We start from the raw sequence: 25,551 nt of genomic DNA on the forward strand, positions 1-25,551 counted from the left end.
GCTACTGGAACGACTGGTTCAACGCGATGCTGTACACCGACAGCCCGAACGTGACACCGCTGCAGTACCTGCTGGTTAAGATTCAAAACAACATTCAGATGCTGACCCAGCAGGCCGCACAAGGCGGGTCGACCATGGCCGCCGGTACGGAGATTCCGTCCGAAGGCATGCGCTTCGCCGTCGTGGTGGTCGCCACCTTGCCAATCGCCTTGACGTACCCATTCTTCCAGAAGTACTTCGTCAAGGGCATGACCGTCGGCGGCGTCAAGGGTTAGCCCGAAGCGTCAACGCCTCAATCGCAACATGTTCTGTTCACACCGGACCTGGAGGCAGGGCCGGCCGGGGGCAGTCGGCACCACGCCCCCATGCCGTGTCCTGCCTTTAATGTTGCCTCGAGGCCTCGTGAAAGTTTTATCGAACCACTTTTAACCTGGTGTACCAACTGGCTTAAACGCCAAAAATAAGTTTTCTGTAGGAGGAACTTAGCTTATGAGTAAGTGGCAAAAAGGATTAGCAATCGCAGGTACCGCAGCTGCGGCGCTCGCGCTGGCAGCGTGTGGCAAGAGCAACAGCGACGGTGACAGTGGCAGCAAGGGCAAGGTAACGGTCACCATGTACCGGCCCGGCGACGTCTTGACCAACGACAAGGCCATGATGAAGATCGTCAACAAGGAAATCCAGAAGCAGTACCCGAACGTCGAGCTCTCGATCAAGCCGCTGTCTTGGGGTGATTACGGCCAAAAGTTCAACGTCATGCTGACTTCCGGTGATTCGTTCGACCTGGCGTTCTCATCGGGCAGCTACGTGGATAACGCTCACAAAGGCGCGTTCACGGACCTGACGCCACTTTTGAAGAAGTACGCCAAGAAGGCCTACGACGCGATCAACCCGGCCTACTGGAAAGGCGTCACCGTCAACGGCAAGATTTACGGCTTCCCAACCAACGCCAACGTCTTCTCCCAGGAAACCCTGACCTTCAACGACACCTTCCTGAAGAAGTACAACATCAGCGTTGATGACGTGAAGACCCTGCAGGACGCCACCCCAGCCCTGGCCGCCTTCCACAAGGCCAACCCTGGTGTTGCCGCATTTGCCATCGGCAAGGGCTACCACGCTCCGGCCTTTGACGCGACGCACAGCTACGAGTACCCACTGAGCAACGCCTACCCATTCGTGATCGACCAGACCGGCAAGACCACGAAGGTTGAAAACCCGTACAGCACCAAGACCATGCAAAAGAACCTGAAGACCCTGCACAGCTGGTACCAGGCCGGCTACATCCCAAAGGATGCGGCCACGTCCAGCACCCAGTACAACCTGCCTGAGGACACTTGGTTCACCCGCGTTGAGACGAACGGTCCCTTCGACTACGGCGCAACCGCTTTGAACAACGCCCGTGGTAACGGCAAGACCGTCACCGTCAAGCAGATTTCCAAGCCTTACAAGGCGACCTCTGATGCCCAAATGGCGATGTACGTGGTTTCCAAGTCCTCCAAGCACAAGAAGGAAGCCGTTGAGGTCCTCAACGCCATCAACACCAACAAGAAGATCCTGAACACCATGGTTTGGGGCATTCAGGGCAAGCAGTGGCAGTTCACCGACAAGGCCAACGAGAAGATCAAGACGCTTGCCGGCTACAAGGAAAAGACCTACTACGGCGCTTGGATGACCGGTAACAACAAGCTGCTTTACACCAAGGACGAAGTGACCGATGCGATGATCAAGGACCGCGACGACAAGATCGCCAACGCCAAGCAGTCGGCCGGCCTGGGCTTTGTTCCGGACACCACGTCTGTGAAGACCGAAATGACCAACATTGCTAACGTCATGAGCAAGTACTCCGACATCCTCAACACCGGGACCGCAGACCCGATCCCAACCATCGACAAGATGAACGGCGAGCTCAAGGCTGCCGGCTGGGAAAAGGTGCAAAAGCTGATCCAAAAGCAGTACAACGAATTCCTGAAGAAGTAGTGTCACAACGAAGCGCGGCGGTCAGCCGCGCTTTTTTGGTTCGGTCGGCGGCCGTCGCGAGCCTGGCACGGTGGGGCGAACCCGCCCGTTGTTGTCGCCGGCAAAGTCTGTTACACTCAGGGGTACGAGCGAATCGAGGAGGATGAACGTGGCAAAGACACCGGTAGCAAAAAACGAGGAACTGACGGTCACCGTTGAAGACCTGACTTACGAAGGCATGGGGGTGGCCAAGTTAGACGGGTACCCGTTGTTCATCGAGGGGGTGCTGGCCGGCGAGCAGGCCGTGATTCGGGTGACCAAGGCCGACAAGAAGTACGCCTTCGCGCGGCTGGTCAACTTGCTGACCACGTCGCCCGACCGGGTGGCGCCGCGCGGCAAGGCCTACACGCAGACTGGCATCGCGCCGCTTCAGCACCTGGCCTACCAGGCGCAGCTGACCTTCAAGGCGACGCAGATCCGCAACCTCTACCAAAAGGCCCACCTGGATGTGCCGGTGTTGGCCACGCTCGGCATGGCCCAGCCCTTCGGCTACCGCAACAAGGCGCAGATTCCGGTGCGTGACATCGCGGGGCAGGCGACCACCGGTTTTTACAAGCGCCGCACCCATGAGCTGGTGCCGCTTGAGGATTTTTACATCCAAGACCCCAAAATCGACGCTGCGGTACTGGTGGTGCGGGATTTGATGCGCCGCTACCAGGTGCCGGCCTACGACGAGGCCAGCAACCGCGGGGTAATTCGGCACATCATGGTGCGGCGGGGGTACTTCTCCCACCAGATGATGATTGTGCTGGTCGCCCGCACCTGGGCCGTGCCGTACCTCGACGAGCTGGTCGCCGGCATCACCGCCGCCTTGCCCGAGGTGGTGTCTGTGATTTTGAACCTCAACGAACGCGCGACCAACGTGATTCTGGGCAAAAAGACGCGGGTGCTGTACGGCACGCCGTACCTGGAAGACACGCTTTTGGGCAGCCGTTTTCGCATCAGTCCGCTCAGCTTCTACCAAGTCAACCCGCAGCAAACCGAGGTGCTTTACACCGAGGCGATTCGCCGTGCCGGCCTGACCGGCCACGAAGTCGTGATCGACGCCTACTCCGGCATCGGCACCATCAGCCTGACCATGGCGAAACACGCCAAGCAGGTCTACGGCGTCGAGGTGGTCCCAGAGGCCGTGGCCGATGCGCGGGAAAACGCGCAGCTCAACGGTATTCAAAACGCCGAGTTCGTGGTCGGCAAGGCCGAAGACGTGATGCAGGCGTGGCAGGACCAGGGCCTTCACGCCGACGTCTTGATGGTCGATCCACCGCGCAAGGGCCTGGCACCCGAGTTCGTCGCGGCCGTCGGGGTGATGCTACCACCCAAGATTGTGTACGTCTCCTGCAACCCGGCGACCTTGGCGCGAGACCTCGTGGCCCTGCAAGGCTTTGGCTACCGCGCCGCCGCGACGCAGCCGGTTGACATGTTCCCGCAGACGACGTCGATTGAATCGGTCACGGTGCTGTCGCGCTGATGGTTGGACCCGCCGAAGCGGGTCTTTTTTGTTTGCGAGCGTCGGCGAGCTTAAACATTGACGGTCAGGATGGCAGGGCTTACACTAATTGTGGATGATTATTCTAGGACAGGGAAGCGGCTCCCGGACAGGGCCGTTGCAATGCCACTGCCCCAGGGGGAATGGCCGGGAGATAAGCATTCCCAGTACCCCCGCCCATACCAAGCCGATTCTGGCTTTCAACACACGTGTTTTCGCGTTACGGCTCCCCTCGACGGGACCGAATACCAGGGTGAACGCCACCACCCACGCGCAGTGTCACTGTCTCTCCTACTCGCTTGCGAGGTAGCTGCGGAGGGGCTCGGCGCGTGGCTTGTTTCAAAGTGCCACCCGGCCGGCCACGGTCGGCCGGTGGCGACCAAATGATGACTGTCAACCAGCAAGAGAAGCGGAGCCGCCGAACACCAAGCGTTCGGTGGCTTCGTCCTGCCCGGCAACGTCGTGAGACGGCACCGGGCTTTTTTTTAGCCCGGATTTGTGAAATTTGCAACTTTTGTCGGGACCGGATGACCCGTGCTAACGGTGATTTTGGCGTGGCGCCGCTTGTGAAGCGAAGAAAACGTTTGACAAAAAGGCGCGAGGGACGGATAGTTAATCATTGTCAATGGCATATACATTCAATGCAGTTGAAGTTGTATGCAGTGACACGAAACCCGCCTCGGGCTGAGGCGATGAAGGAGTTGAAAGTGATTTGATGACCCGCGAATTTCGAAGCATTGCCAAGCACAAGGGGTTAATCGCGGCAATGCTTGTGATCTTGTTCATTCCCTTTGCCTATTCATTCTGTTTCCTGACCTCGGCGTGGGACCCTTACGGCAACACCGGTAAGATTCCGGTGGCCGTGGTCAACTTGGACCAACCGGCCACACTGGAGGGTAAGACCATCAGCGCCGGCCGCGACACCGTGGCCCAGCTGAAGGACGACAAGCAGCTCAAGTGGGTTTTTTGCACCCCGGAAGCGGCCAAGAAGGGCTTGGCCCAAAACAAGTATTACACCGTGGTGACGCTGCCGAAGAACTTCTCGGCCAACGCGGCCACGGTGCTGGACGCGCATCCCAAGCAGATGAAGCTGACCTATCAGACCAACGGTTCCTTGAACTACGTGTCTGAAATCATCAGCCAGGTCGGCGCCGACAAGCTCAACGCGCAGATTCGCGAGAAGGTGACCACCGCCTTCGCCCAGGCCCTGTTCGCCAAGGTCTCCGAAATCGGCAGCAAGCTCAAGGACGCCAAGGACGGCGCGGCCAAGTTGGTCGCCGGCCAGACCACGCTGAGCGACGGCCTGGGCCAGTACACCGGCGGCGTCAGCCAAGTCGATGACGGCCTGAGCCAGCTCAATGGTAAGGTGCCGGCGTTGGCCTCGGGCGTCGGCCAGCTGACAAACGGCGGCCAGCAGCTCCAAACCGGCCTGGGTCAGCTCAACAGTAAGGCCCCGGCCTTGGCCTCAGGCGTCGGCCAGCTCAACGGCGGCCTCGGTCAGCTGAACAGCAAGACGCCGGCGTTGGCCTCAGGTGTCGGCCAAATCGATGGCGGGTTAGGCAAAATCAACGCCGAGGTCAACGGTAAGACGCAAGACACCGACCTGGCCGCCGGCGTTCAGCAACTGACGACCGGCAGCGCCCAACTGGCCGCTGCCTTGGGTCAGCTGAACGCCAAGGCGCCGGCCTTGACCGCCGGCATCACCCAGCTGCAGCAGGCCATTGCCGGCTTTCAAAAGCAGCTGGTCGACCAAAACCTGGTCGGCCGCGTGGAGAAGCTGAACAAAACCGTTCAGTCCAGCGTCAACCTGTTCAACATCGCCTACACGAGCTTCGGTACCGGCAGCTTTGGCACCATCAACATGCTGCTGCCGACGCAGATGGCCAGCTTGACCGACGCCCAAAAGAAGGCGACGGCCGAGGCCAAGAAGCTGGAGGCGGCGCAGACCGAGGCCAACGACGAGATGGCCGCGGTGATTGCCACTTTACCTGAGGATCAGCAGGCCGCGGCCAAGGCGGCCTTCACCAAGGTCAAGGCCAGCCAGGCCACGACCCAAACGGCTTTGACCACGGCCGGTGGGTTGATCGATGTGGTTCACGCCCAGATGTCCGACACCGGCGTTGACGCGGCAGGCGACCCCAAGGGGCTTGCCGTCGCGGTCAAGACGCTGGCCGCCGGCTTGACCGCCAAGAACCCGGATCCAACCGGTCAAAACAAGGACGGCTACACCTTCAGCGAGGCGATCGCGGCCCTGAACGACGGGGCGACCGAGCTGGACAACCAGGTCAATAAGACCGACAAGACGCCGGCCGAGCAGAAAAAAGACCTGCCGCTCAAGGCGGCGGCCGCCCAGATGGCGGCAGGCGCCAAGACCTTGGCCAAGGGGCTGGGTGATCTGAACAAGAAGGCCCCGGGGCTTGCCACCGGGATTTCACAGCTTTACGCGGGGAGTCACCAGCTTAACGCAGCGGTGCCGGCACTGCGCGGCGGCGTCTCAAAGCTTTACGCCGGCAGCACCCAGCTCAACAACGCCGTACCGGCGCTGCAAAGCGGGGTCAAGCAGCTTTACGATGGCTCGGTTAAGGAAGCCAACGGCCTGAACCAGCTCAACGGCCAGGTCCCGGCCCTGACCGATGGCGTCGGTCAGCTGTACGACGGCACTCAGCAGCTCACCGCCAAGAACAAGCAGCTCACCGGTGGGGCCGGCCAGCTGTTGGCCGGCAACACCCAGCTGAGCACCGGGCTTGACGACGGGTACCAGCAGATTGTCGCCACTAAGCTGACCAACCTGACGGCCAAAATGTTTGCGGCACCGTCCACGGATGTGCAGGTGAAGTACACCGCGGTCAAGAACTACGGGGCGGCGCTTGCGCCGTACGTGCTGGCCCTTGCACTGTTCGTCGCCATCATCATTTTCAACTTCGCCTACCCACTGAAGCGCAGCGACGATGACGACCGCAGCCCGATGCAGTGGCTGCTGGGCAAACTGGCCGTCGGCACCCTGGTGGCCGCAGGGGCGGCCCTGATTGAGGCGACCCTGATGCTTTTGATGATGCACCTGCCGGTTGCCAACGTGGTCGGCTTCTACGGCATCACGCTGTTGTTCGCACTGGCGGCGCAGTACCTGACCATGGTGTTGACGCTTGCGTTCAACCGCGTCGGCATTTTCATCGCCTTGGGGCTTTTGACCCTGAGCGGCTCCGGCGGCTTGTTCCCGGCCGAAACCATCAGTCCGCTGTACGAGGCGACGCAGAAGTTCCTGCCGATGACCTACGCGATCAACGGCTACCGCGAGGTGATTACCGGCGGCATGGCGACTAGCACCACCGTCACCAGTGTGATTATTCTGCTGGCGGTCGGGCTGTTGTCCTTGGCCCTGATGATTCCGGCGGTGATGTGGCACCAAGGCGAAAAGGCCAGCGATTAGCCGCAGCTTCAAGCAGGCGAGAAAGGAGGCGGCCCCATGGGCGACCCGCAGTTGCTGGATGACTACATTCGGATGTATTTTGAAACCTTCAAGAACATCGACGACTTGATCAACGCGCCGATGAAGGCGGATGGCCTGTCCTTCGAGCAGTTCTTCATCATGCACGACCTGGCGGCGGGGCATCAGCTGGCGATGACCGAGATCGCCCAGCGCCGCGGGGTCACCCGGGCCGCCATTTCGCGCCAGATCAAGGCGCTGATGGCTCGCGGCATGATCACCCAGGAGCGGCACGTCGCCGACCGCCGGCGGCTGCCGCTGGCGCTGACGGCAAGCGGCGCCGCGGTGGTTGCACGCCTGGACGTCACCATCGCTTTGCGCTTCGACCGCTGGGTGACCATCTTGGGCGAGGCGGATGCCCGCGAGCTCTTGCGCCTGCTGCAAAAAGTCGGCGACAAGCTGATGCGCCCGACCAGTACCAGTTAGGACCTGCGCCAGCCGACTCCCCCCGGCTGGCGCTTTTTTTGACTGCCGGCCGAGCCGGGTCACAAGATTGTTCGGGCGGCCATTGCCAAGCTGGCCAGGCGTGGTAAGCTGAACTTATCAACGAAGGATGGTGCGTCAGATGACCCTTACCGTAATTGCAACGCTGCTGGTCGCCGGGCTTTTCGCCGGCCTCTTGAGCTCGATGGCCGGCCTGGCCAGCTTGGTGTCATACCCGGTGCTGTTGGCGCTGGGGGTGCCGCCGGTGTCGGCGAATGTGACCAACACCGCGGCCTTGGTGTTCAACGGCATCGGCTCTGCGGTGTCGTCGCGCCACGAGCTGCACCGCTACCCGAAACTCGCGCTTCAAGTCACCGCCTGGGCGTTGGCCGGGGGCCTGGTCGGCAGCCTGGTGCTGGCCTTTGCGCCGGCCTCCAGCTTTGAAAAAGTGGTGCCGTTTTTGATTCTGCTCGCCGGATTTTTGATGCTCGGGTCGATGCGGGTGCCGACGCATTCCAGCGCCTTTGCCGGCCGCAGCGGGTTGGTCATTCGCGACGTCGCCGTGTTCTTGGTCGGCGTTTACATCGGCTACTTCGGGGCGTCGGCCGGGGTGATCATGCTGGCGATTCTCAGCCTGACGCTGCCGGTGACCTTCGCTGAAACCACGGCGATCAAAAACTTCGCGGCGCTTTGCACCAACCTGATTTCGCTTGTGATCTACGCCTTCACCACCAAAATTTACTGGTTGATGGTGATTCCCCTGGGGATTGGGATGTTTGGCGGTGGCCTGCTTGGGCCAATCGTCGTGCGGCACGTGCCGGCGGCCTGGCTGCGCATCGGGGTCGCGATTGCGGCCTTTGGCTTGGCCGCCTACCTGTTTTACACCGCCTACCTCGCGTGAGGCGGCGCAACGAAAGGAAGTTATGACGGTGACGACAGACAAGGATTTGATGGTGGCCGGTAAGCTGTACTACTCCGGTGGGGCCGAACTGACGGCCGGTCGGGCCCGGGCCCGGGAGCTGGTCTATCAGTTCAACCAAACGGCGCCCGACGCGTTCGCTAAGCGCCAGGCGGTGCTGCGGGAGCTGTTTGACTGCCCGAGCGGCGACGCCTACGCGGAGGTGCCGATTCGCGTGGATTACGGCGAGAATGTTCACGTAGGCCGAAAGTTTTACGCCAATTATGAGTGCATCCTGCTGGACATCGCGCCGATCACCATCGGCGATCACGTGATGTTCGGACCGCGGGTGGGGCTGTACACCGCCGGCCACCCGCTGATTGCAGACATTCGCAACCAGGACCTGGAGTACGGCCACCCGATCACCATCGGCGACAACGTCTGGCTCGGCGGCAACGTCACGGTTTGCCCCGGGGTCACCATCGGCGCCAACACGGTGGTGGGGGCCGGGGCCGTGGTGACCCACGACCTGCCGGCCAACGTGGTAGCCGCCGGCGTTCCGGCCAAGGTCTTGCGGCCGATTACCGAGGCAGACAAGGCCGACTGGGCCAGCCAAAAGGCCGAATACGAGCGGCTGATGGGGCCGGTTGCAGGAGACTAGGCGCCGCTAACTTCTGGACGGGACGGGCGCTTGCGACCCGGGGGCAACCGCCGCGGCCAGCGGCTTACAAGAAAGATTAGGAAGCCCAAAAAATATACTTGTTTTATGGTTCGCGGCGGGTTACAGTATCTTGTGGGGTTTGAGCGAACGCTCGTTTTGTTGAGCGGATTTGACACCAAATTTCTAAACCAATAGAAAAGAGGCCACTCGAAATGAAGGCAAATGAACCGAAGAAGAAGCGCGAGGTCCTGCACTTTGCGGAGGAACCCGGGCAAAAGAGTTTGGATGAGGTGAACGGCAGCGTCGAGGTGCCCAAGAACGCGGGGTTCTTCCGCACCCTGATGGCCTACACCGGCCCCGGCGTCTTGATCGCCGTGGGGTACATGGACCCCGGCAACTGGATCACCTCGATTGCCGGTGGCGCCCAGTTCCAGTACCGGCTGCTGGCCGTCGTCCTGCTGTCCAGTTTGATCGCCATGCTGTTGCAAAGCATGGCCGCTAAACTGGGCATCGTGACGGGTAAGGACCTGGCGCAGCTGACGCGCGAGCACACCGGCAAGGTCTCGGGCTTTCTGCTGTGGATCGTCGCCGAGCTGGCGATCATGGCCACCGACATCGCCGAGATCATCGGCTCGGCGATCGCCATCAAGCTGCTGTTCAACATTCCGTTGATCGTCGGCATCATCATCACCGCCGCCGACGTCTTGATCTTGCTGCTTTTGATGAAGCTGGGTTTTCGCAAGATCGAGGCGATCGTGGCGACCTTGGTCACCGTCATCTTGCTGGTGTTCGCCTACGAGGTGTTCCTGGCCAGCCCAAGCGTCACCGGCATCCTGGAGGGCTACATCCCGGTCAAGGAGATCTTGACCAACCACGGCATGCTGTACCTGACGCTTGGGATCGTCGGCGCGACCGTGATGCCGCATGACCTGTACTTGGGGTCGTCGATTTCCCAGACCCGCAAGGTTGACCGCAGCAATCGCGACGAGCTCGCCCAGGCGGTGCGGTTCTCCACGATTGACTCCAACCTGCAGCTGTTCTTGGCGTTCATCGTCAACTCGTTGCTGCTGATCCTCGGGGCCGCGCTGTTTTACGGCACCAACTCCGATCTCGGCCGCTTCGTCGACCTGTTCCACGCGCTGAGCGACTCGCAGGTGGTCGGTGCGATTGCCAGCCCGGTGCTGTCGATGCTGTTCGCCGTCGCTTTGCTCTCGTCCGGGCAAAGCTCGACCATCACCGGCACACTGGCCGGCCAGATCATCATGGAAGGCTTCATTCACCTGAAGATGCCGATGTGGGCCCAGCGCCTGCTGACGCGGCTGCTCTCCGTGACGCCGGTTTTGGTTTTTGCCATCTACTACCACGGCAACGAGGCCAAAATCGAGGACTTGCTGACCTTCTCGCAGGTGTTCTTGAGCGTCGCCTTGCCGTTCGCGGTGATTCCGCTGGTGGCGTTCACCTCCAACAAGGACCTGATGGGCGAGTTCACCAACAAGACCTGGGTGCGAGTCTGCGCCTGGACCGCGACGTGGGTGCTGATCGCGCTGAACGTCTACTTGATTCTTCAGACACTGGGCGTCGTGGGTTAGCCGCGCTGCCAAAAAAGGCGATTGCGTCGGCCGCTGTGCGGCTGGGGCAATCGCCTTTTGCGTTTTGAAAATGCGGTGGTAGCCGGGCGACGCTTGGCCCCAGAAGCCGGGTCGGCCCAAACCCAGCCGCGCTGGTCGTCCGGGCCGCCGCCCGTTCGGACCGGGCCTAGCGGTGCGAGCCGCTTTGCGGGTTGTCCTGCCCGTAGTAGGCGGTGCTGCCGTGCTTGCGGTAGTAGTGCTTGTCCAGCAAGTACTGTGGCACGTGGCTGTCCTTGTGGCTGAGCATCAGCGCGTGGTAGTCGATTTCGGCCACCACCTCCAGCACCTTGGCGTTGTACACCGCCTGGGCCGGGGTGGGGCCCCAGGCGAAGGGGCCGTGCTGGGCGACCAGCACCGCCGGCACCGCCATCGGGTCGCGCTGATCAGCCCGAAAGGTGGCAACGATCGCCTCACCGGTTTCGGCCTCGTAGGCGCGTTGAATCTGCGCCTGGTTCAGCGGTGCGGTCACCGGCACGTCGCCGTAGAAGGTGTCGGCGGCCGTGGTGTTCAGGGCCGGTACCGGCAGGCCGGCGCTGGCGAAGGCCACGGCCCAAGGCGAGTGGGTGTGAACGATGCCGCCGATGTCTGGAAAGGCGTTGTACAAAACGACGTGCGTCGGCGTGTCGCTTGAGGGGTTCAGATTGCCTTCCACCACGCGGCCCTGCAGGTCGACCACCACCATGTCGGCCGGCGTGAGCTGATCGTAGGCGACGCCCGACGGCTTGATCACGAACAGGCCGGCGTCGCGGTCGATGCCCGAGACGTTGCCCCAGGTGAAGGTGACCAGGCCCAGTTGGGGCAGCTGCATGTTGGCGTCATAGACGTCTTGTTTCAATTGTTCGAGCATTCGAATTCCTCCGTATCACTTGTCGGCTGCCGCGCAATAAACTTGAGCTTCGGCGAACCATGGGTTAAAATTTATCCGCATCTATCAAAGGAGACACGAGCTTATGGAAAAAAAGTACCAGGCCGTGACGGCCGCCATCCGTGACTGGCTTGAACACGGGCAGTACGAAGACGACGCGAAGCTGCCGACCGAAAGCGCGTTGATGCAGCAGTTCGGCGTCAGCCGCCACACCATCCGCAAGGCGCTGGGTGAGCTTGAGGCCGCCAACTGGGTTTACCGGGTCCAAGGCGCCGGCACCTTCGTCACCGCTAAGGCGAAACGCACCGTTACGCCGCCGCGCGGTACCGTCGCGGTGGTCGCGACCTACCTGAACGACTACATTTTTCCGTCGATCATCGCCGGGGCCGAGCAGGTGTTGCGCCAGGCCGGGGTGTCTTTGATGCTGGCCAGCACCCACAACGACCCGGCGCTTGAGGCCCAGACGCTGGCCACGTTGGCCGCCAATTCCGTGTCGGGGGTGATTATCGAGCCCAGCCAGTCGGCCTTTGGACTCGCCAACCGCGCCGGGTACCAAAAGCTGATCGCCGCCGGGGTACCCGTTTTGACCATCAACGCCAAGGCGGCGGATCTGCCGGTACCTGCGCTTGTGTTGGATGATTATGAAGGCGGCCGCCTGGCGACGCAGTACCTGCTGGCGCGGCACCACGTCAACTTGCTTGGGGTGTTCAAAACCGATGACCGGCAAGGCGTCGACCGCATGAATGGCTTCGTCACCGCGCTGCAGCAGGCAGGGGGGCCGAGCACCGGCAGCTTTCTTCAGTACCGCACCGAAACCCCGGCCACCGCGCTTGAAGACCAGCTGCAACAGGTGTTGCGCCGCGCCGACCGACCGACTGCCGTCGTGTGTTACAACGACGCGGTGGCCCAGCGCGTCGCGATCGTGGCGCAGCGGCTGGGGCTGGCGGTGCCCGGCGACCTGTCCTTAATCGGGTTTGACAATGCCGGGCTGACCACCGCCGGCGGCGAGGCGCTGACCTCGGTCGCCCACCCCAAGGCCCAGATGGGCCAGGATGCGGCGGCGCTGATGCTTGAGATGCTTGCGGCCAAGCCCGGTGCCGCAACGCCGCAGTCGCGGGTCTACCCACCGGTGGTGGTCGCAGGCGCGTCAGTGTCGGACATCGGCGCCTAATTCATTGGTTTTGCACCAGGCGCGTCGCCACTGACGCGCCTGTTTGCGTTCGCGCTACCACGCAAGCTTGGACGACGCCGCGGCCGCTTGGCTACGGTGCGGTGCGGTCAGTTGCGCTGGTCGCTGCTCACGACCACGCCGCGCGAAGCGGCAGGTCGCGGCCGGCCAGGCGCTGGGCAGGTAGGCCGCGCTGGTACTGGGCGATGTAGCGGTCGAAGCCAGCGGTGCCGGCGGCCGTCGGCGCCAGTGTGGTGCCGGTCACGCCTTGGAAGACGTGGTGCGTCAGGTAGTCGCTCAGCTCCTGGCCGCGCGACTCGCGCGTGAACGCCGCTAGCACGGCGGCTCCCCAGGCGCCGCCTTCACCGGCGTTTTGCAGCACCGTGATCGGCGTGGCCAAGGCGTCGGCCAGCGCCTGCTGGGCGATCTGCGGGGTGCGAAACAGGCCGCCTTGTGCGACCAAGTGCGTGGCGCGGATGCCTTCCGCGGCCCACAGGCGATCGTTGCCGATTTTAAGCGGTGCGAAGGCGGAAAACAGCTGGCTTTGAATGAAGTTGGCCAGGGTGAAGTCGGCGTCCGGCGTTCGCACCGCCATCGGCCGCCCGGCGGTGACTGCCGTGATGTTTTCCCCCGACAGGTTGGCGTAGTTGAGCAGGCCACCGGCATCCGGCGCCGCACTTTGGGCCAGCGGCAGCAGCTTGGCGTATAGCGCGTCTAGGGGCAAAGACACGCCACAAGCGGTTGCGACCGCCCCGAACAGGCCCATCCACGCGTTGAGGTCGCTGGTGCAGTTGTTGGCGTGAACCATCGCCACCGGAATCCCGGTGGGGGTGGTCACGCAGTCGACGTCTGGCGACACCGTGCGAAGCGGCCGCGAAAGTACGGTCATGGCAAAGGCTGAGGTGCCGACCGAGACGTTGCCGCTGCCCGGTTCAACGCTGTTGGTCGCCACCATGCCGGTGCCGGCGTCACCTTCCGGCGGGGCCATCACCGCACCGGGTTGCAAAACGCCTGTGGGATCGAGCAGCCGGGCACCGGCCTGGGTCAGCTGGCCGGCCGGGGTACCCGCGGTCAAGGGCCTTGGCAGCAGGTCGGCAAGCGAAAGCGGGTAGCCGGCCGCCTGGGCCAGGCGGTCGAAGGTGGCCAGCCGCTCAGGATCGTAGTCGCCTGTCGCGGCCAGCGGGAACATGCCGGACGCGTCGCCGGCGCCCAGGACCTTTCGGCCGCTGAGTCGCCAGTGGATGTAGCCGGCCAGCGTGGTCAAAAAGGCAAGCTTCGGCACATGGGCCTCGCGGTTTTGCATCGCCTGGTACAGGTGGGCGACACTGAAGCGCTGCGGGATGTTGAAGGCGAGCGCGGCCGACAGCGCCGCGGCGGCCGGCGCCGTCGTGTTGTTGCGCCAGGTGCGAAACGGCACCAGCAGCCGGTCGGCGGCGTCAAAGGCCAAGTAGCCGTGCATCATGGCGCTGATGCCGATTGCGGCGACTTGCGTCAGCGGCTCGCCTGTCTGGGCCAGGCGCTTGGTGGCAACCTGCGCCACGCAGTCTTGAATGCCGCGCCATGCGTCGTCCAGGCTGTAGGTCCAATTGCCGTCAATCAGCTGGTTGGCCCAGGCGTGGCTGCCGGTGGCCAAGGGGGTGGCCTGCGCGTCGATCAGCACCGCCTTGATGCGGGTGGAGCCCAGCTCGATGCCCAGGCTGAGGCCTGCGGTGGTCTGATCACTCGGCATGGCGGCCCTCCAGCGTGTTGTCTAGGTCGACGAAGGTCAGCGCAAACAGCGCGGCCAGGTCTGCCAACTGGTCCATGGTGAGCGCGGTGCTGAAGACGGTGTGATGGCCGCCGCCGTTTTGAATCCAGGCGGTGGCACCCGCTTTCAGCCCGGCCTTGGGCGTCCAGAGTTGCCGGGCGACCGGCAGGTGTGGGGCCTTCGCCTCGGCCGCCTTGGCAACAACGCGGTAGCCGATCAGGCGGTATTCGTTGCCGAAGTCCGAGACGGTGACGTCGATCGCGTCGCCGACCTGGCCGTCAAAGACCAGCCGTGCCGGATCCTCACGGTTGCCGATGCCCAGCGGGTGAACCTCGACGCGCGGCTTGGTGGTCGCAAGCGTTGGGTCGACCTCCAGCATATGGGAGCCCAAGATGACCTCGTGGCCCTGGCGCAGGTCCAGCGTGTAGTCTTCCATGAAGCCGGTGGCCTGATTGTGGCTGGCAATTTTGAGCAGCCGATCCAACGCCGCGGTCTTCCAGTCGCCCTCGCCGGCGAAGCCGTAGCCCTCGCGGTTCAACAGCTGAACGGCCAGGCCCGGTAACTGCTGGATGCCCCAGAGGTCCTCGAAGTTCGTGGTGAAGGCCGAGTAGCCGCCGCGCTCAAAGAAGCGCTGCATCGCAATCTTTTCCTTGAGCTGGTAGCGGACCTGCTTTTCGTAAAATGCGGGGTCGTTGTCGCCGACAACCAGGTCGTAGCGGGACTTCAGGTCGGCGTACGCGTTGTCGATGTCGGCCTCACTGACGCGGGTCATCTCGGCCACCAGGTCGCCGATGCCGTAGTAATCGACGGTCCAGCCCAGTTGAATCTGGGCTTCAATCTTGTCGCCCTCGGTCACGGCGACGTTGCGCATGTTGTCGCCGAACCGCGCGACCTTGATGTTGAAGCTCTCGTTGTAGGCGACGGCAACAGCCATCCAGTCGGCGATTTCCTGTTGCACCGCCGCGTCACCCCAGAAGCCGTAGACGACCTTGTTGTGCTTGCGCAGCCGGGCGTTGATGAAGCCGTACTCGCGGTCGCCGTGGGCGCTTTGGTTGAGGTTCATGTAGTCCATGTCGATGGTGGCCCACGGAATGTCCTGGCGGAACTGGGTGGCCAGGTGCAGCAGCGGCTTTTGCAGCAGCTTGGTGCCGCGGATCCAGTTCTTGGCCGGCGAGAAGGTGTGCATCCAGGTGATGACGCCGGCGCAGGTGTCATCGAAGTTGGCTTCCTTCATGCCGCGGGTGATGGTGGCCGCATCGATGGCGACCTCCTTGAAAACGACCGGGTAGGGCAGCGTCTTGGCGGCGTTCAGGGCGTTGACGATGTGTTCGGCGTCGTCGCGAACCTGTCGCAGGTCGGCCTCGCCGTACAAGGCTTGGGAGCCGACGATGAACCAGAAGCGATAAGACTCAGTTTTGAGCATGATTTGTTCTCCTTGGTGGTCGCGAGGACCTGGTATTGATCGGGCTTTCGTCACGATACTAAAATATTTATCCGGATAAGTCAATCGAAAGGATATTTGACGTACAAATTGCCGAGGCACTCACCGGCGGTCACACGTGCTGAAAATCGCCGAAAGTACCGTGCCGCCGGCGATTTAGCGCGAATATTTCGCGCTTTATACTTGTATTTTTGGCTGCGAGAAGTTAGAATTTGTACGGATGTGAAGGACGGCGACTGCGGTCGCACGGTAAAATGTGACCGCTGCCATTGGGCGGCGGTGCGAGGAAAGGGAATAACTCATATGGCAGATTTTCGACAATGGGCGCCACACGCGCCGATGGGCTGGAACAGCTGGGATTGCTTCGGGGCCTCGGTCACCGAAGCCGAGGTGCGAGCCAACGCCGACTACATGGCCGCCCACCTGCGGCCCTTCGGCTACAACTACGTGGTCGTGGATATTCAGTGGTCCGAGCCGAACGCCGATGGCTGGGCCTACCACCCGTTCACCGCGCTGACGATGGACAACCAGTGCCGGCTGATTCCGGCACCGAACCGCTTTCCGTCGGCTACCACCGGTGGCTTCACCGCGCTTGCGGCCTACGTTCACGGCCTGGGGCTGAAGTTTGGGATCCACATGATGCGGGGAATTCCGCGCCAGGCGGTCCATCGCGACTTGACCTTTGGCAACGGTCGCTACCGGGCCCGGGACGTCGCCGCCAACAACATCTGCCGCTGGAACAGCGATATGTACGGCCTGGACATGACCCAGCCCGGGGCTCAGGCCTACTACGATTCGGTGATCGCGCTGTACGCGAGCTGGGGTGTTGACTTCATCAAGTGCGATGACATCGCCGACTCCACGCTGTACGGCATGATGAAGCCGGAAATCATGGCGCTGCGTGCCGCCATCGACAAGACGGGGCGGCCGATGGTGCTGAGCCTGTCGCCCGGTCCGGCCGACATCAACGAAGGGGCCTTTTTGCAGCAAAACGCCAACATGTGGCGGCTGACCGACGACTTTTGGGACACCTGGCCGCAGCTTGCGGGGATGTTCCCAATCGCCGCCAAGTGGGCGCCGTTCGTGCGGCCGGGCTGCTGGCCGGATCCGGATATGCTGCCGCTCGGCGCCATTTTGCAGCGGCAGGGCGGACCGGGTTCGCGCTTCACCACCGCCGAGGCGCAGACCATGCTGACGCTGTGGTCGCTGCTTCAGGCACCGCTATTTCTCGGCGGGGACCTGACGCACAGCGGTCCGGAGGAGGCGCTGTACACCAATCCCAAGCTCTTGGCGATGCGCCAGGACCTGCAGGCGGCTTGGCAGCAGTCGGCAGACGCCGCGCAGGTGACGTGGCAGGGCCAAGGGGCAACCAAGGCCTACACCGCGGTGTTCAACCTGTTGGACGTCCCCGTACCGCTGCCGGCCGCGGCCGGCGAGCCCCTGTGGGATGGCGACGCCATTGCGCCGCATGGCGTGGCCGCCTGGGCCACGCCGCGAAGTTAAGCCCAAAAAAACTGCCTTGTCGCCGCATTAGGTGACAAGGCAGTTTTTTTGGTGGTCAGCCGGTTGAGAATCCGGGGAACAAAAAAAACACCCACCGCGGTGGGTGGGTGATTAGTGTCAGACCAGGCGCTTGCGCAGGGCCCCGGACAGCCAGTCAACGGCTGTGACCATGATGATGATGCCGATCAAGATGATGCCGACGCGCGACCAAGAACGGGTTTGAATCGCGAAGATCAAAGGCGTCCCGACCCCGCCGGCGCCGACCATCCCCAGAATCGAGGCGGAGCGGATCGCCAGCTCGAAGCGGTACAAGGTGTTGGAGACGAATTCCGGCAGCAGCTGGGGCAAGGAGGCCAGGATCGTGACATCCAGCCGGGTCCCGCCGGCCGCGGTGACGGACTCGCCGGCGCCGTTGTCCATGTTTTCGATCGCCTCGGAGAACAGCTTGGCCAGCATACCGACGCTGTGGAAGCCGACGGCCAGCACCCCGGCGAAGGAGCCGGGGCCAACGGCCTTGATGAACATCAGGGCCATGACGATTTCTGGGAACGTCCGGATCGCGGTCAGCACGAACTTCCCGGAACGTGACGTGAGCCAGAACTTGTTTTTGGTGTGGGCCGCCCAAAAGGCGAAGGGCAGGCTGATGATGGCGCTGATGAAGGTCCCGAGAAAGGCGATGCCCAGGGTCTCAAGCAGGGCGTGGGTGAGGTCTTCGCCGTCGCCGGTCCAGACATACGACCAATCCGGGTGAATCAGGCCGTTGAGCATGGACTTGGCCACGACCACGGCGTTTTCCTTGAGCTCGAAGCTTGGCATCCCGGTGAAGGACCAGACGATCAGCACGACGACGGCCGTCCAGCCTAGCCAAAACGGCCAGCGGTGCTGCGCCGGCTGTGCCGGCAGTTTTTTCATGTCTGTCATAGCAAGGCCTCCCGCATTTTACCACTGGTGTAATCGATCAACAGCACGACGATGAAGATGACCAACACCATCAACCCGACGCGGTCGTAGCGAAACATCGATAAGGCTTGCTGCAGGTAGACCCCGATCCCGCCGGCCCCGAGGTACCCGAGGACGGTGGAGGCCCGGACGTTGATTTCAAAGGCATACAGCACGTAGGAGACGAAGTAGTTGGCAATCTGTGGCAAAACCGCGAAGCGAATGATCTCAAGCCGCCCGGCGCCGGCCGCTCGCACGGCCTCAAGCGGTCCGGGGTCGATGGTTTCGACGGCTTCGTAGAACAGCTTGCCGACCATGCCGAAGGTGAAAATCGCCAGGGTGATCACACCGGCCACCGGGCCGATGCCGACGACGGCCACGAAGAGGGCCGCGAGCATCAGATCCGGAATGGTCCGGACAATGTTCAGGATGAAGCGGAAGACGCCGACCACGATCTTGTTGGTCACGATGTTGCGGGCGACCAGCAGGGCGTATGGAAAGGCCAGCACCGAGCCGATCAGAGTCCCGATGACGGCCATCTTGATGGTTTCGATCATCGGCTGGAAGACATAGGTGGTGTAGGACCAGTCCGGCTGGCACATTTCAACGAAAATCTTGGTGAACTCCCCGAAGTTTTCGAAGAACTTGCCCATATGTGCGTCGGTGATGAACGCCGACCAGATCAGGCCGACCACCATGACGATGGTGAGCACCCATTTTTGCCAGGGGAAGGCACGTTTTGGTAAGGTCATCTTAACCCTCCTCTTCGCCGCTGTAGATCTGGGCCATCGTCGCGTCGTCGGCCGCTTCAACCGGGCCGTCGAAGACCTTCTCGCCGGCGCGGATGCCGACGATGCGGGTGCCGTACTCCTGGGCGAGCTCGACGTTGTGCAGGTTGATCAGAACGGTGATGCCCATCTCCTGGTTGATCCGGCGCAGGTCGTCCATCACGCGCTTAGTGGTCTGCGGGTCGAGGCTGGCGATCGGTTCATCGGCCAAGATGATGCGTGGGGCCTGAGTCAGCGCCCGGGCGATCGAGACGCGCTGCTGCTGACCACCGGACAGCTGATCGGCGCGGGTGTAGACCTTGTCCTCCAGCTCGACGGTCTGAAGCGCCTCGTAAGCGCGTTGCTTGTCCGCCTCACTGAACAGGCCGAACATCATCTTCCAGGTCGGGTAGTAGCCGACGCGGCCGGTCAGGACGTTCTTCAGCACGGTGGCGCGACGCACCAGGTTGAAGTTTTGGAAAATCATCCCGATCTTGCGCCGAATGTGCAGCAGCTGCTTACCACGTGCCTTGGTGATGGACTCGCCGTCGATGCGGATGTCCCCGTTGGAGATATCGTGCAGGCGGTTCACGGCACGCATGAGGGTACTCTTACCGGCACCACTCAGGCCCACGACGACAACGAATTCGCCAGGCATGATCGTCAAGTTGATGTCTTTGAGGCCAACGACCCCATTGTCATAAATCTTGTTGACATGGTCGAATTCAATGACGGGCTTTGGTTCTGACATGTGTTTTCCTCCTGAAAACGCGGCCACGCATTTGATCGTGGCCGCGTCTAAGTATTGCCGCAAAGCGGCGTCGTGATTGCTCACGAGAATTGTTTATGTAACGCCCCGAACCCCGGGGCGGGGGGATCTGGCGCGGTCAGTGCCAAGTCTTAGTGTACTACTTAGAACCGCGCTTGGCGATCACTTACTTACCGGTCTCGGCAATCTTGTCGTACTTGCGCACGATGTTGAAGTTGGAGTCCTTGCCGTTGACGTAACCTTCGTGGGTGTAAACCGAGGAGATGATTGCGTGGCCCTTCTTGGACTTGACGATCTTCTTGAAGGCCGCGGCCAACTTCTTGCGGAAGGCGGTGCTCATGTCGGAGCGAACGGAGATGGTGTCGTTAGGAATCGGCTTGGTGAAGTAGATCGGCACGACCTTGTCCATGATGTCTGGGACATCCTTCTTGACGATGGTCCGCGCGTCTTCGAAGACGAAGGCGGCATCGGTGTCGCCGTTCAGAACGGACATGACGCCTTGGTCGTGGCCCTTGACGGTGACCAGCGTGTCATCCTTGGCGATGTCGACGCCTTTTTGCTTGAGTTCGGCAACAGGCCAAATGTAGCCGGCGGAACTGGTGACGTCTTGAACCGCAATCTTCTTACCCTTGAGGTCCTTGTAAGACTTGATGCCGGACCCCTTCTTGACGATGATCATGGAGCGGTAGGAGTCGACCAGCTTGTCGGTGTTCACCCCGCCCGGTTGCTTGATGCCGAAGCGCTGGGCCTGCAGCAGCACGTCTGCGGCGCCTTGCTTGTGGGCCACCACGTAGCCGTCAGGTGGCAGGAACCCAACATCGACTTGTTTGGAGTCCATGGCTTCAACAATCGAGTTGTAGTCGGTCGAAACAGAAACCTTAACCGGAATGTTCAGTTCGGCTTTCAAAAGCTTTTCCAGCGGCTTGGCCTTGGCCTCGATCGTGTCGGCCTGAGAAGAAGGTACGAATTGAATGTTCAATGACTTTGGCGTGTAGTCCTTGCTGCCCTTATCGGATGAGCTCGACTTGCTGCTGCAAGCGGCAAGGGATGCAGCGGCGAGAAGGAGCGTGCCGGTGACGGCAAGTGTCTTCCAGATCTTCATTCTATATGGTCCCCCAGTAAGTTATTGTCTGTGCAATTGCGCAGCTTTGGCAAAATCCGAACGATATGTATCTGGTGCCGATGATCAGGCGGCGAAGTCCGAATTTCAACTGCCAAGAGCAGTATAAAACGGGATAAGGTTAAATTCAACCGCAAGTTCGCGCAATTTTCAAAAAATGTTCGGCAAGAACCGAACATTTCCACAATTTCTTCAATATTCATTTACTCAAATATTGTTTTTAAAACCGAAACCGATTTCATTTTCACGGTACTACGACCGGCCCGGCGCCACGCAAAAGGCCCGGCACATGGGCCGGGCCAGTTCTCACTGTTATTTATTCAATGGTAGAAAGCGGATTCACGCTGACACCAGCAGCGCCGGGCGGCCGGTGAAGTAGCCCTGAATCAAGTCGGGATGAAACCGCGCGGTGATGACGTCGTATTCGGCCTGCGTCTCGATGCCTTCGACCGCCAGCAGCTTGCCGTTGCGGGCGGCCTGGTCCGCCCAAAACTCCAGCGCCGGCAGTACCTGCGCCAGGCAGGCGAAGGGCCGCAGGTTCTGCAGGGCGAACTTGTACTCCTGCACATCGCGGTTGAGCAGAAGCATCAGTGCGGAGTCGTTGGCCGCCGTGCCGACGTCGTCCAGCACCACGGTGAAGCCGGCCGCCGCGAAGCGGTGGGCGGCGGCCGCAAGGGCCTGGGTGGAGACGCTGGAATCCGGACGTTCCGTCAGCTCGATGTAAAGGGCAATCGGGGTTGTCGCCTGGGCGCGGGCAATCGCGGCCAGGTAGGCGGGGTCGATGAACTGCCGCCGCTCGAGGTTGAACGAGACCAGCCGCACGCTGGCCGGGAGCCCGGCGACGGTCTCAATCAAAAGCCGCTCAAGCGTGGTGGCTGTGATGGCGTTAAAGTCCGGCGGCAGCCGCCATTCGGTGCCGACGCGCTGACGCATGAACAGCTCGTAGCCGACCGGCTGGCCGCTTGCGTCGCTGGGATTGAACTTGGGTTGGCCAAAGAATTGAAGCATCGCCGAGACTCCTTTCGCTGGATGGGCCGGTCCAGTTTTGCGGTCGGCAGCCGCAAAACAAAAGCGTGTACACCTGTAAGTTGTACCCATCCATTCGCTACGCCCATTCTAACGCGGGAAAGGCGAGGGGTCAATGCGCTTTGTGACTGGATTGGAACCGTTTTTTCGGGTAAAGTAAGGAGGCCGGAGCCGGTGCCGACGATCCCCCGCTTGACTACAGAATTAAGCGTTATATGATACAGCGAACGAACTGGCATTGCACAATTTTGCTCTTTTCATGCGAACAGGTTTATGTTATCCTTTGCAACAGCAAACAAGGGAGGCAACACATGACAGCGCAACAATACGGTGGCGACTTGATCGTCGACAGCCTGGCCAACCACCAGGTGGATTACGTTTTTGGGATTCCCGGGGCTAAGATCGACCGGGTGTTCGAACGGCTGGCTCACCCGGTGAACGCCAAGGCGCCTAAGCTGATTGTGGCACGCCACGAGCAAAACGCCGCGTTCATGGCCCAAGGGGTCGGGCGGCTGACCGGCAAGCCCGGGGTCGTGATCACCACCTCCGGCCCCGGGGCCTCGAACCTCGCCACCGGACTGGTGACCGCGACGGCGGAAGGCGATCCGGTGGTCGCCATCGCCGGCCAGGTTCGCCGCGCGGATCTGCAACGCGCCGCGCATCAGAGCATGAAAAACGCGGAGCTGTTCGCCCCGATCACTAAGTACGCCGTCGAGGTGCAAGACCCGGACAACGTCAGCGAAACCATCGCCAACGCCTTTCGCGCGGCCGAATCCGGCAAGCAAGGCGCGAGCTTCGTCTCCGTGCCGCAGGACGTGACTGACAGCCAAGTGACGACCCAGGCGATTCGGCCGCTGGCCGCGCCGCGCCTGGGGCCGGCCAGCCCGACGGACATGACCTACCTGGCCCGGGCCATCAAGGAGGCCCAGTTGCCGGTGCTGCTTTTGGGCATGCGGGCGTCCTCACAGGAAGTGACCGCGGCGATTCGCGACTTGTTGGCCGTGACCGAGCTGCCGGTGGTCGAAACCTTCCAAGGCGCCGGCATCATTCCCCAGGCGCTTGAGGGCAACTTCTTCGGCCGCGTCGGGCTGTTTCGCAACCAGCCGGGCGATCAGCTGCTGCAGCGCAGCGACCTGGTCGTGGCCATCGGCTACGACCCGATCGAGTACGAGCCGCGCAACTGGAACCCGGCCGGCGACTCGCGGGTGATCGTGATCGACTCGCTGGCCGCCGAAATCGACCACAACTTCCAGCCGGAAACCGAGCTGGTCGGCGACATCGCGCAGACGCTGGCGGTGTTGACGCCGCTTTTGCGCGGCTATCAGGTCGCCCCTGGTGCCAAGGATTACCTGGCGATGCTTCAGACCAAGCTCGCCGAGCGCGACGTCCCGCCGGTCGCCGGCAAGGACGGGCTGGTCCACCCGCTGGCGATTGTGGCCGCCCTCCAGCAGCGCGTCGACGACCACATGACCGTTGCCGTCGATGTCGGTAGCTTCTACATCTGGATGGCGCGGCACTTCCGCAGCTACGAGCCGCGGCGGCTGCTGTTTTCCAACGGGATGCAGACGCTTGGCGTCGCCTTGCCTTGGGCGATTGCCGCCACCTTGGTGCGGCCGGGGGAAAAGGCCGTGTCCGTCTCCGGCGACGGGGGCTTCCTGTTCTCCGGGCAGGAGCTTGAAACGGCCGTGCGGCTTCACGCCAACCTGGTTCACATCATCTGGAACGACGGTCACTACGACATGGTCAAGTTCCAAGAGGAGATGAAGTACGGCCACGCGGCTGGCACCAGCTTCGGCCCGGTCGATTTTGTCGCCTACGCCGAAAGCTTCGGCGCCAAGGGCCTGCGGGTCAACCGGCCGGAGGACCTGGCCGCGGTGCTGGATGAGGCCTTTGCCGCAGACGGGCCGGTGGTTGTAGACATTCCGGTGGATTACAGCGACAACCCGTCGCTTGGGGCCGCAATGCTCGAGGATCAATTCTACTAAACCACGAACCGCGCGGGGGGACTCGCGCGGTTTCGCGTAACCTATAACATGGAGGCAAACATGACAGTGATGTATCAGCACGGCACCTTGGCGAACCTGGTGCCCGGGGGATTTGAAGGCACGATGACGCTTGAGGCGTTGTTGACCCACGGCGATACCGGGATCGGCACACTCGAGGGACTGGACGGCGAGCTCGTGATACTTGACGGCACGGTGTATCAGGTGACGGCAGACGGCGCGGTGCTGATGCCGCCGGCGACCGCCACGGTGCCCTTTGCCAACGTTCACCCGGCGGCCTTTGCGCCGGAGCAGCCCTTCGCCGCCGGCGGCATGGCCGATGCAGTGCGGCAGTTTGCAGCGGCGATTGGGTCGGGCAACCGCTTCGCCGCCGTCAAGCTGACCGGCCGCTTCGAGACGGTGTCTGCCCGGGCGGTCAAGGCCCAAGTCGCGCCGTACCCGAGCTTGGTCAAGACCGCGGCCGACCAGGCGGTGTTTGACCGCTCGGCAGTCGATGGCACCCTGATCGGCTACTTTGCACCGGCGCTTTACGGCGGCATGGCCGTGCCCGGCTTCCACCTGCATTTTCTGGCGGCGGATCACACGTTTGGCGGCCACGTCCTGGATTTCGGGGCCGTCAGCGGGCGCTTGGCCGTTCAGCGCTTCGCAGACGTGCAGCTGCACCTGCCCGACACGCCGGCGTTTTTGGCCCGGGACCTGGGTGGCGACGACGTGTTGGGGCAGATTGCCCAGGCCGAGGGTTCGCGAAAGTAGTTGACAGCGTTTTCAGCCAACGCTAGAATTGAGCCGTTGGGGGAAAGGGGAATCTCTATGCGACTCGCACCAGCGACCAAAGTGTTCATGTACATGCTGACCATGTCCGGCACGGACGCGGTTTCGACCGACCCGGTGTGGCAGGAGCGTTACCACATGGATCCGCACCGCACCATCGGCCGCCTGATTCACCGGGGGCTGATTCACCAGGTGCCGGACGGGTTCACGCTGACGCCCAAGGGCCAAGCCGCGCTGCAAGACATCGCCGACTGGCTGTGGATTCACGAGTACTACCTGCCGGACGTGATTGATTTCTCCCGCCTGCGCCGCCACGCCTGGCAGCCCAGGCTGACCGGCTACCCCTTGTTGCATGCGGGGCTTGAGGCCGCCGCGGCCAGACACCTTGACGACAGTGCCTACCTGGCGGTGATCTTGCGCCACCAGCTGCGCCTGGAGTACGACACGCAGCACGATCGCGCCGCCATCTGCACCCTGATGGCGCTGATCGATCAGGACCTCGACCTGCGCGGCCCAGTCACCATTGCGACCTTCAGTTACCAGACCACTTGGGCCAAAATGACCCAGTTTGAAAAGCAGATGCTCAAGTCGCTTTTGAGCCGGCTGGAGTGGACCTTGGCGGATTTTGAGATGCACTTTTCCGCCTGGCTGGACCAGCAGCCGCGCCAGCCGCGGCTGTTCACGCGCTTTGAGCTGATGACCATTGTGATGTACGAGCTGAGCAACAACGTCGGCGCCTTGACCAGGCTTTACGCCAGTGCCGCGCAACGAAGCTGCCCGGCAAGCCTGCCCTTGGGTGAGCAGATGTTATCGTGATACGCAAAATGCCTTCCGGATTG

At 62.1% G+C, this 25,551-nt stretch carries 20 protein-coding genes and 1 pseudogene; 13 read left to right on the forward strand and 8 right to left on the reverse strand.

What is annotated here, in order from left to right:
• The 8 genes and pseudogenes from ACYVRZ_RS10620 to ACYVRZ_RS10655 all read left to right on the forward strand — a co-directional run.
• Positions 1–275 (forward strand): annotated as a pseudogene (locus tag ACYVRZ_RS10620) (carbohydrate ABC transporter permease); the annotation flags it as partial.
• 214 nt (positions 276–489) lie between these two features.
• Positions 490–1,974 (forward strand): ABC transporter substrate-binding protein, encoded by a 1,485-nt coding sequence (locus tag ACYVRZ_RS10625; protein ID WP_461226737.1) that lies wholly within the window; start codon positions 490–492, stop codon positions 1,972–1,974.
• A gap of 142 nt (positions 1,975–2,116) precedes the next feature.
• Positions 2,117–3,481 (forward strand): 23S rRNA (uracil(1939)-C(5))-methyltransferase RlmD, encoded by a 1,365-nt coding sequence (gene rlmD / locus ACYVRZ_RS10630; RefSeq protein ID WP_461226739.1) that lies wholly within the window; start codon positions 2,117–2,119, stop codon positions 3,479–3,481.
• A 733-nt stretch (positions 3,482–4,214) separates the two neighbouring features.
• The gene (locus tag ACYVRZ_RS10635) at positions 4,215–6,926 is read left to right on the forward strand and encodes a YhgE/Pip family protein (RefSeq protein ID WP_461226740.1); all 2,712 of its coding nucleotides are present in this window, start codon (positions 4,215–4,217) and stop codon (positions 6,924–6,926) included.
• Positions 6,927–6,962: 36 nt separating this feature from the next.
• The gene (locus ACYVRZ_RS10640; protein ID WP_461226742.1) at positions 6,963–7,409 is read left to right on the forward strand and encodes a MarR family winged helix-turn-helix transcriptional regulator; all 447 of its coding nucleotides are present in this window, start codon (positions 6,963–6,965) and stop codon (positions 7,407–7,409) included.
• A 139-nt stretch (positions 7,410–7,548) separates the two neighbouring features.
• Positions 7,549–8,307 carry a sulfite exporter TauE/SafE family protein gene (locus ACYVRZ_RS10645; protein ID WP_461226743.1) on the forward strand — a complete coding sequence of 253 codons (759 nt, stop codon included), beginning with the start codon at positions 7,549–7,551 and terminating at the stop codon, positions 8,305–8,307.
• 28 nt (positions 8,308–8,335) lie between these two features.
• Positions 8,336–8,965: a sugar O-acetyltransferase gene (locus ACYVRZ_RS10650; RefSeq protein ID WP_461226744.1), complete on the forward strand. Its 630-nt coding sequence runs from the start codon at positions 8,336–8,338 to the stop codon at positions 8,963–8,965.
• Between the two features lie 212 nt (positions 8,966–9,177).
• Positions 9,178–10,554 (forward strand): Nramp family divalent metal transporter, encoded by a 1,377-nt coding sequence (locus ACYVRZ_RS10655; protein ID WP_461226745.1) that lies wholly within the window; start codon positions 9,178–9,180, stop codon positions 10,552–10,554.
• A 166-nt stretch (positions 10,555–10,720) separates the two neighbouring features.
• Here the strand turns inward: ACYVRZ_RS10655 and ACYVRZ_RS10660 are convergent, their stop codons facing one another.
• A complete protein-coding gene (locus tag ACYVRZ_RS10660) occupies positions 10,721–11,440 on the reverse strand; it encodes an L-ribulose-5-phosphate 4-epimerase (protein WP_461226747.1) in 720 nt (239 codons plus the stop codon).
• Positions 11,441–11,543: 103 nt separating this feature from the next.
• On the opposite strand from ACYVRZ_RS10660, the gene ACYVRZ_RS10665 reads away from it, so the two are divergent.
• On the forward strand, positions 11,544–12,629 hold the full coding sequence (locus ACYVRZ_RS10665) for a substrate-binding domain-containing protein (protein WP_461226749.1): 1,086 nt from the start codon (positions 11,544–11,546) through the stop codon (positions 12,627–12,629).
• A 127-nt stretch (positions 12,630–12,756) separates the two neighbouring features.
• On the opposite strand, the gene ACYVRZ_RS10670 is transcribed toward ACYVRZ_RS10665, so the two are convergent.
• Both ACYVRZ_RS10670 and araA read right to left on the reverse strand, forming a co-directional pair.
• Positions 12,757–14,355, reverse strand: a complete 1,599-nt coding sequence (locus ACYVRZ_RS10670; RefSeq protein ID WP_461226751.1) for an FGGY-family carbohydrate kinase — start codon at positions 14,353–14,355, stop codon at positions 12,757–12,759.
• Entirely contained in the window at positions 14,345–15,796 is a 1,452-nt protein-coding gene (gene araA, locus ACYVRZ_RS10675) for an L-arabinose isomerase (RefSeq protein ID WP_461226753.1), read from the reverse strand. The genes ACYVRZ_RS10670 and araA overlap by 11 nt, the downstream gene beginning before the upstream one ends.
• Positions 15,797–16,117: 321 nt before the next feature.
• On the opposite strand from araA, the gene ACYVRZ_RS10680 reads away from it, so the two are divergent.
• Complete coding sequence (locus ACYVRZ_RS10680; protein ID WP_461226754.1) at positions 16,118–17,317, forward strand: glycoside hydrolase family 27 protein; 1,200 nt, start codon at positions 16,118–16,120, stop codon at positions 17,315–17,317.
• Between the two features lie 117 nt (positions 17,318–17,434).
• Here the strand turns inward: ACYVRZ_RS10680 and phnE (ACYVRZ_RS10685) are convergent, their stop codons facing one another.
• The 5 genes from phnE (ACYVRZ_RS10685) to ACYVRZ_RS10705 form a co-directional block, all read right to left on the reverse strand.
• On the reverse strand, positions 17,435–18,238 hold the full coding sequence (phnE, locus tag ACYVRZ_RS10685; protein ID WP_461226756.1) for a phosphonate ABC transporter, permease protein PhnE: 804 nt from the start codon (positions 18,236–18,238) through the stop codon (positions 17,435–17,437).
• The gene (phnE, locus tag ACYVRZ_RS10690; protein ID WP_262316175.1) at positions 18,235–19,008 is read right to left on the reverse strand and encodes a phosphonate ABC transporter, permease protein PhnE; all 774 of its coding nucleotides are present in this window, start codon (positions 19,006–19,008) and stop codon (positions 18,235–18,237) included. The genes phnE (ACYVRZ_RS10685) and phnE (ACYVRZ_RS10690) overlap by 4 nt, the downstream gene beginning before the upstream one ends.
• A 1-nt stretch (position 19,009) precedes the next feature.
• Positions 19,010–19,774 carry a phosphonate ABC transporter ATP-binding protein gene (phnC, locus tag ACYVRZ_RS10695; protein ID WP_461226759.1) on the reverse strand — a complete coding sequence of 255 codons (765 nt, stop codon included), beginning with the start codon at positions 19,772–19,774 and terminating at the stop codon, positions 19,010–19,012.
• A 184-nt stretch (positions 19,775–19,958) separates the two neighbouring features.
• Positions 19,959–20,894 (reverse strand): phosphate/phosphite/phosphonate ABC transporter substrate-binding protein, encoded by a 936-nt coding sequence (locus ACYVRZ_RS10700; protein ID WP_262316173.1) that lies wholly within the window; start codon positions 20,892–20,894, stop codon positions 19,959–19,961.
• A 357-nt stretch (positions 20,895–21,251) separates the two neighbouring features.
• A complete protein-coding gene (locus ACYVRZ_RS10705) occupies positions 21,252–21,920 on the reverse strand; it encodes an EAL domain-containing protein (protein ID WP_461226761.1) in 669 nt (222 codons plus the stop codon).
• Between the two features lie 329 nt (positions 21,921–22,249).
• Here ACYVRZ_RS10705 and alsS point away from each other — a divergent pair, with 329 nt between their 5' ends.
• Genes alsS through ACYVRZ_RS10720 form a run of 3 tightly spaced genes read left to right on the forward strand, consistent with a single transcriptional unit; the run spans position 22,250 to position 25,528 of the window.
• On the forward strand, positions 22,250–23,923 hold the full coding sequence (alsS, locus tag ACYVRZ_RS10710; RefSeq protein ID WP_461226763.1) for an acetolactate synthase AlsS: 1,674 nt from the start codon (positions 22,250–22,252) through the stop codon (positions 23,921–23,923).
• A 60-nt stretch (positions 23,924–23,983) separates the two neighbouring features.
• The gene (budA, locus tag ACYVRZ_RS10715) at positions 23,984–24,694 is read left to right on the forward strand and encodes an acetolactate decarboxylase (RefSeq protein WP_461226764.1); all 711 of its coding nucleotides are present in this window, start codon (positions 23,984–23,986) and stop codon (positions 24,692–24,694) included.
• Between the two features lie 57 nt (positions 24,695–24,751).
• The gene (locus ACYVRZ_RS10720) at positions 24,752–25,528 is read left to right on the forward strand and encodes a hypothetical protein (protein ID WP_461226766.1); all 777 of its coding nucleotides are present in this window, start codon (positions 24,752–24,754) and stop codon (positions 25,526–25,528) included.
• Positions 25,529–25,551: the final 23 nt, after the last annotated feature.

The organism is Lacticaseibacillus suihuaensis (assembly GCF_054785075.1).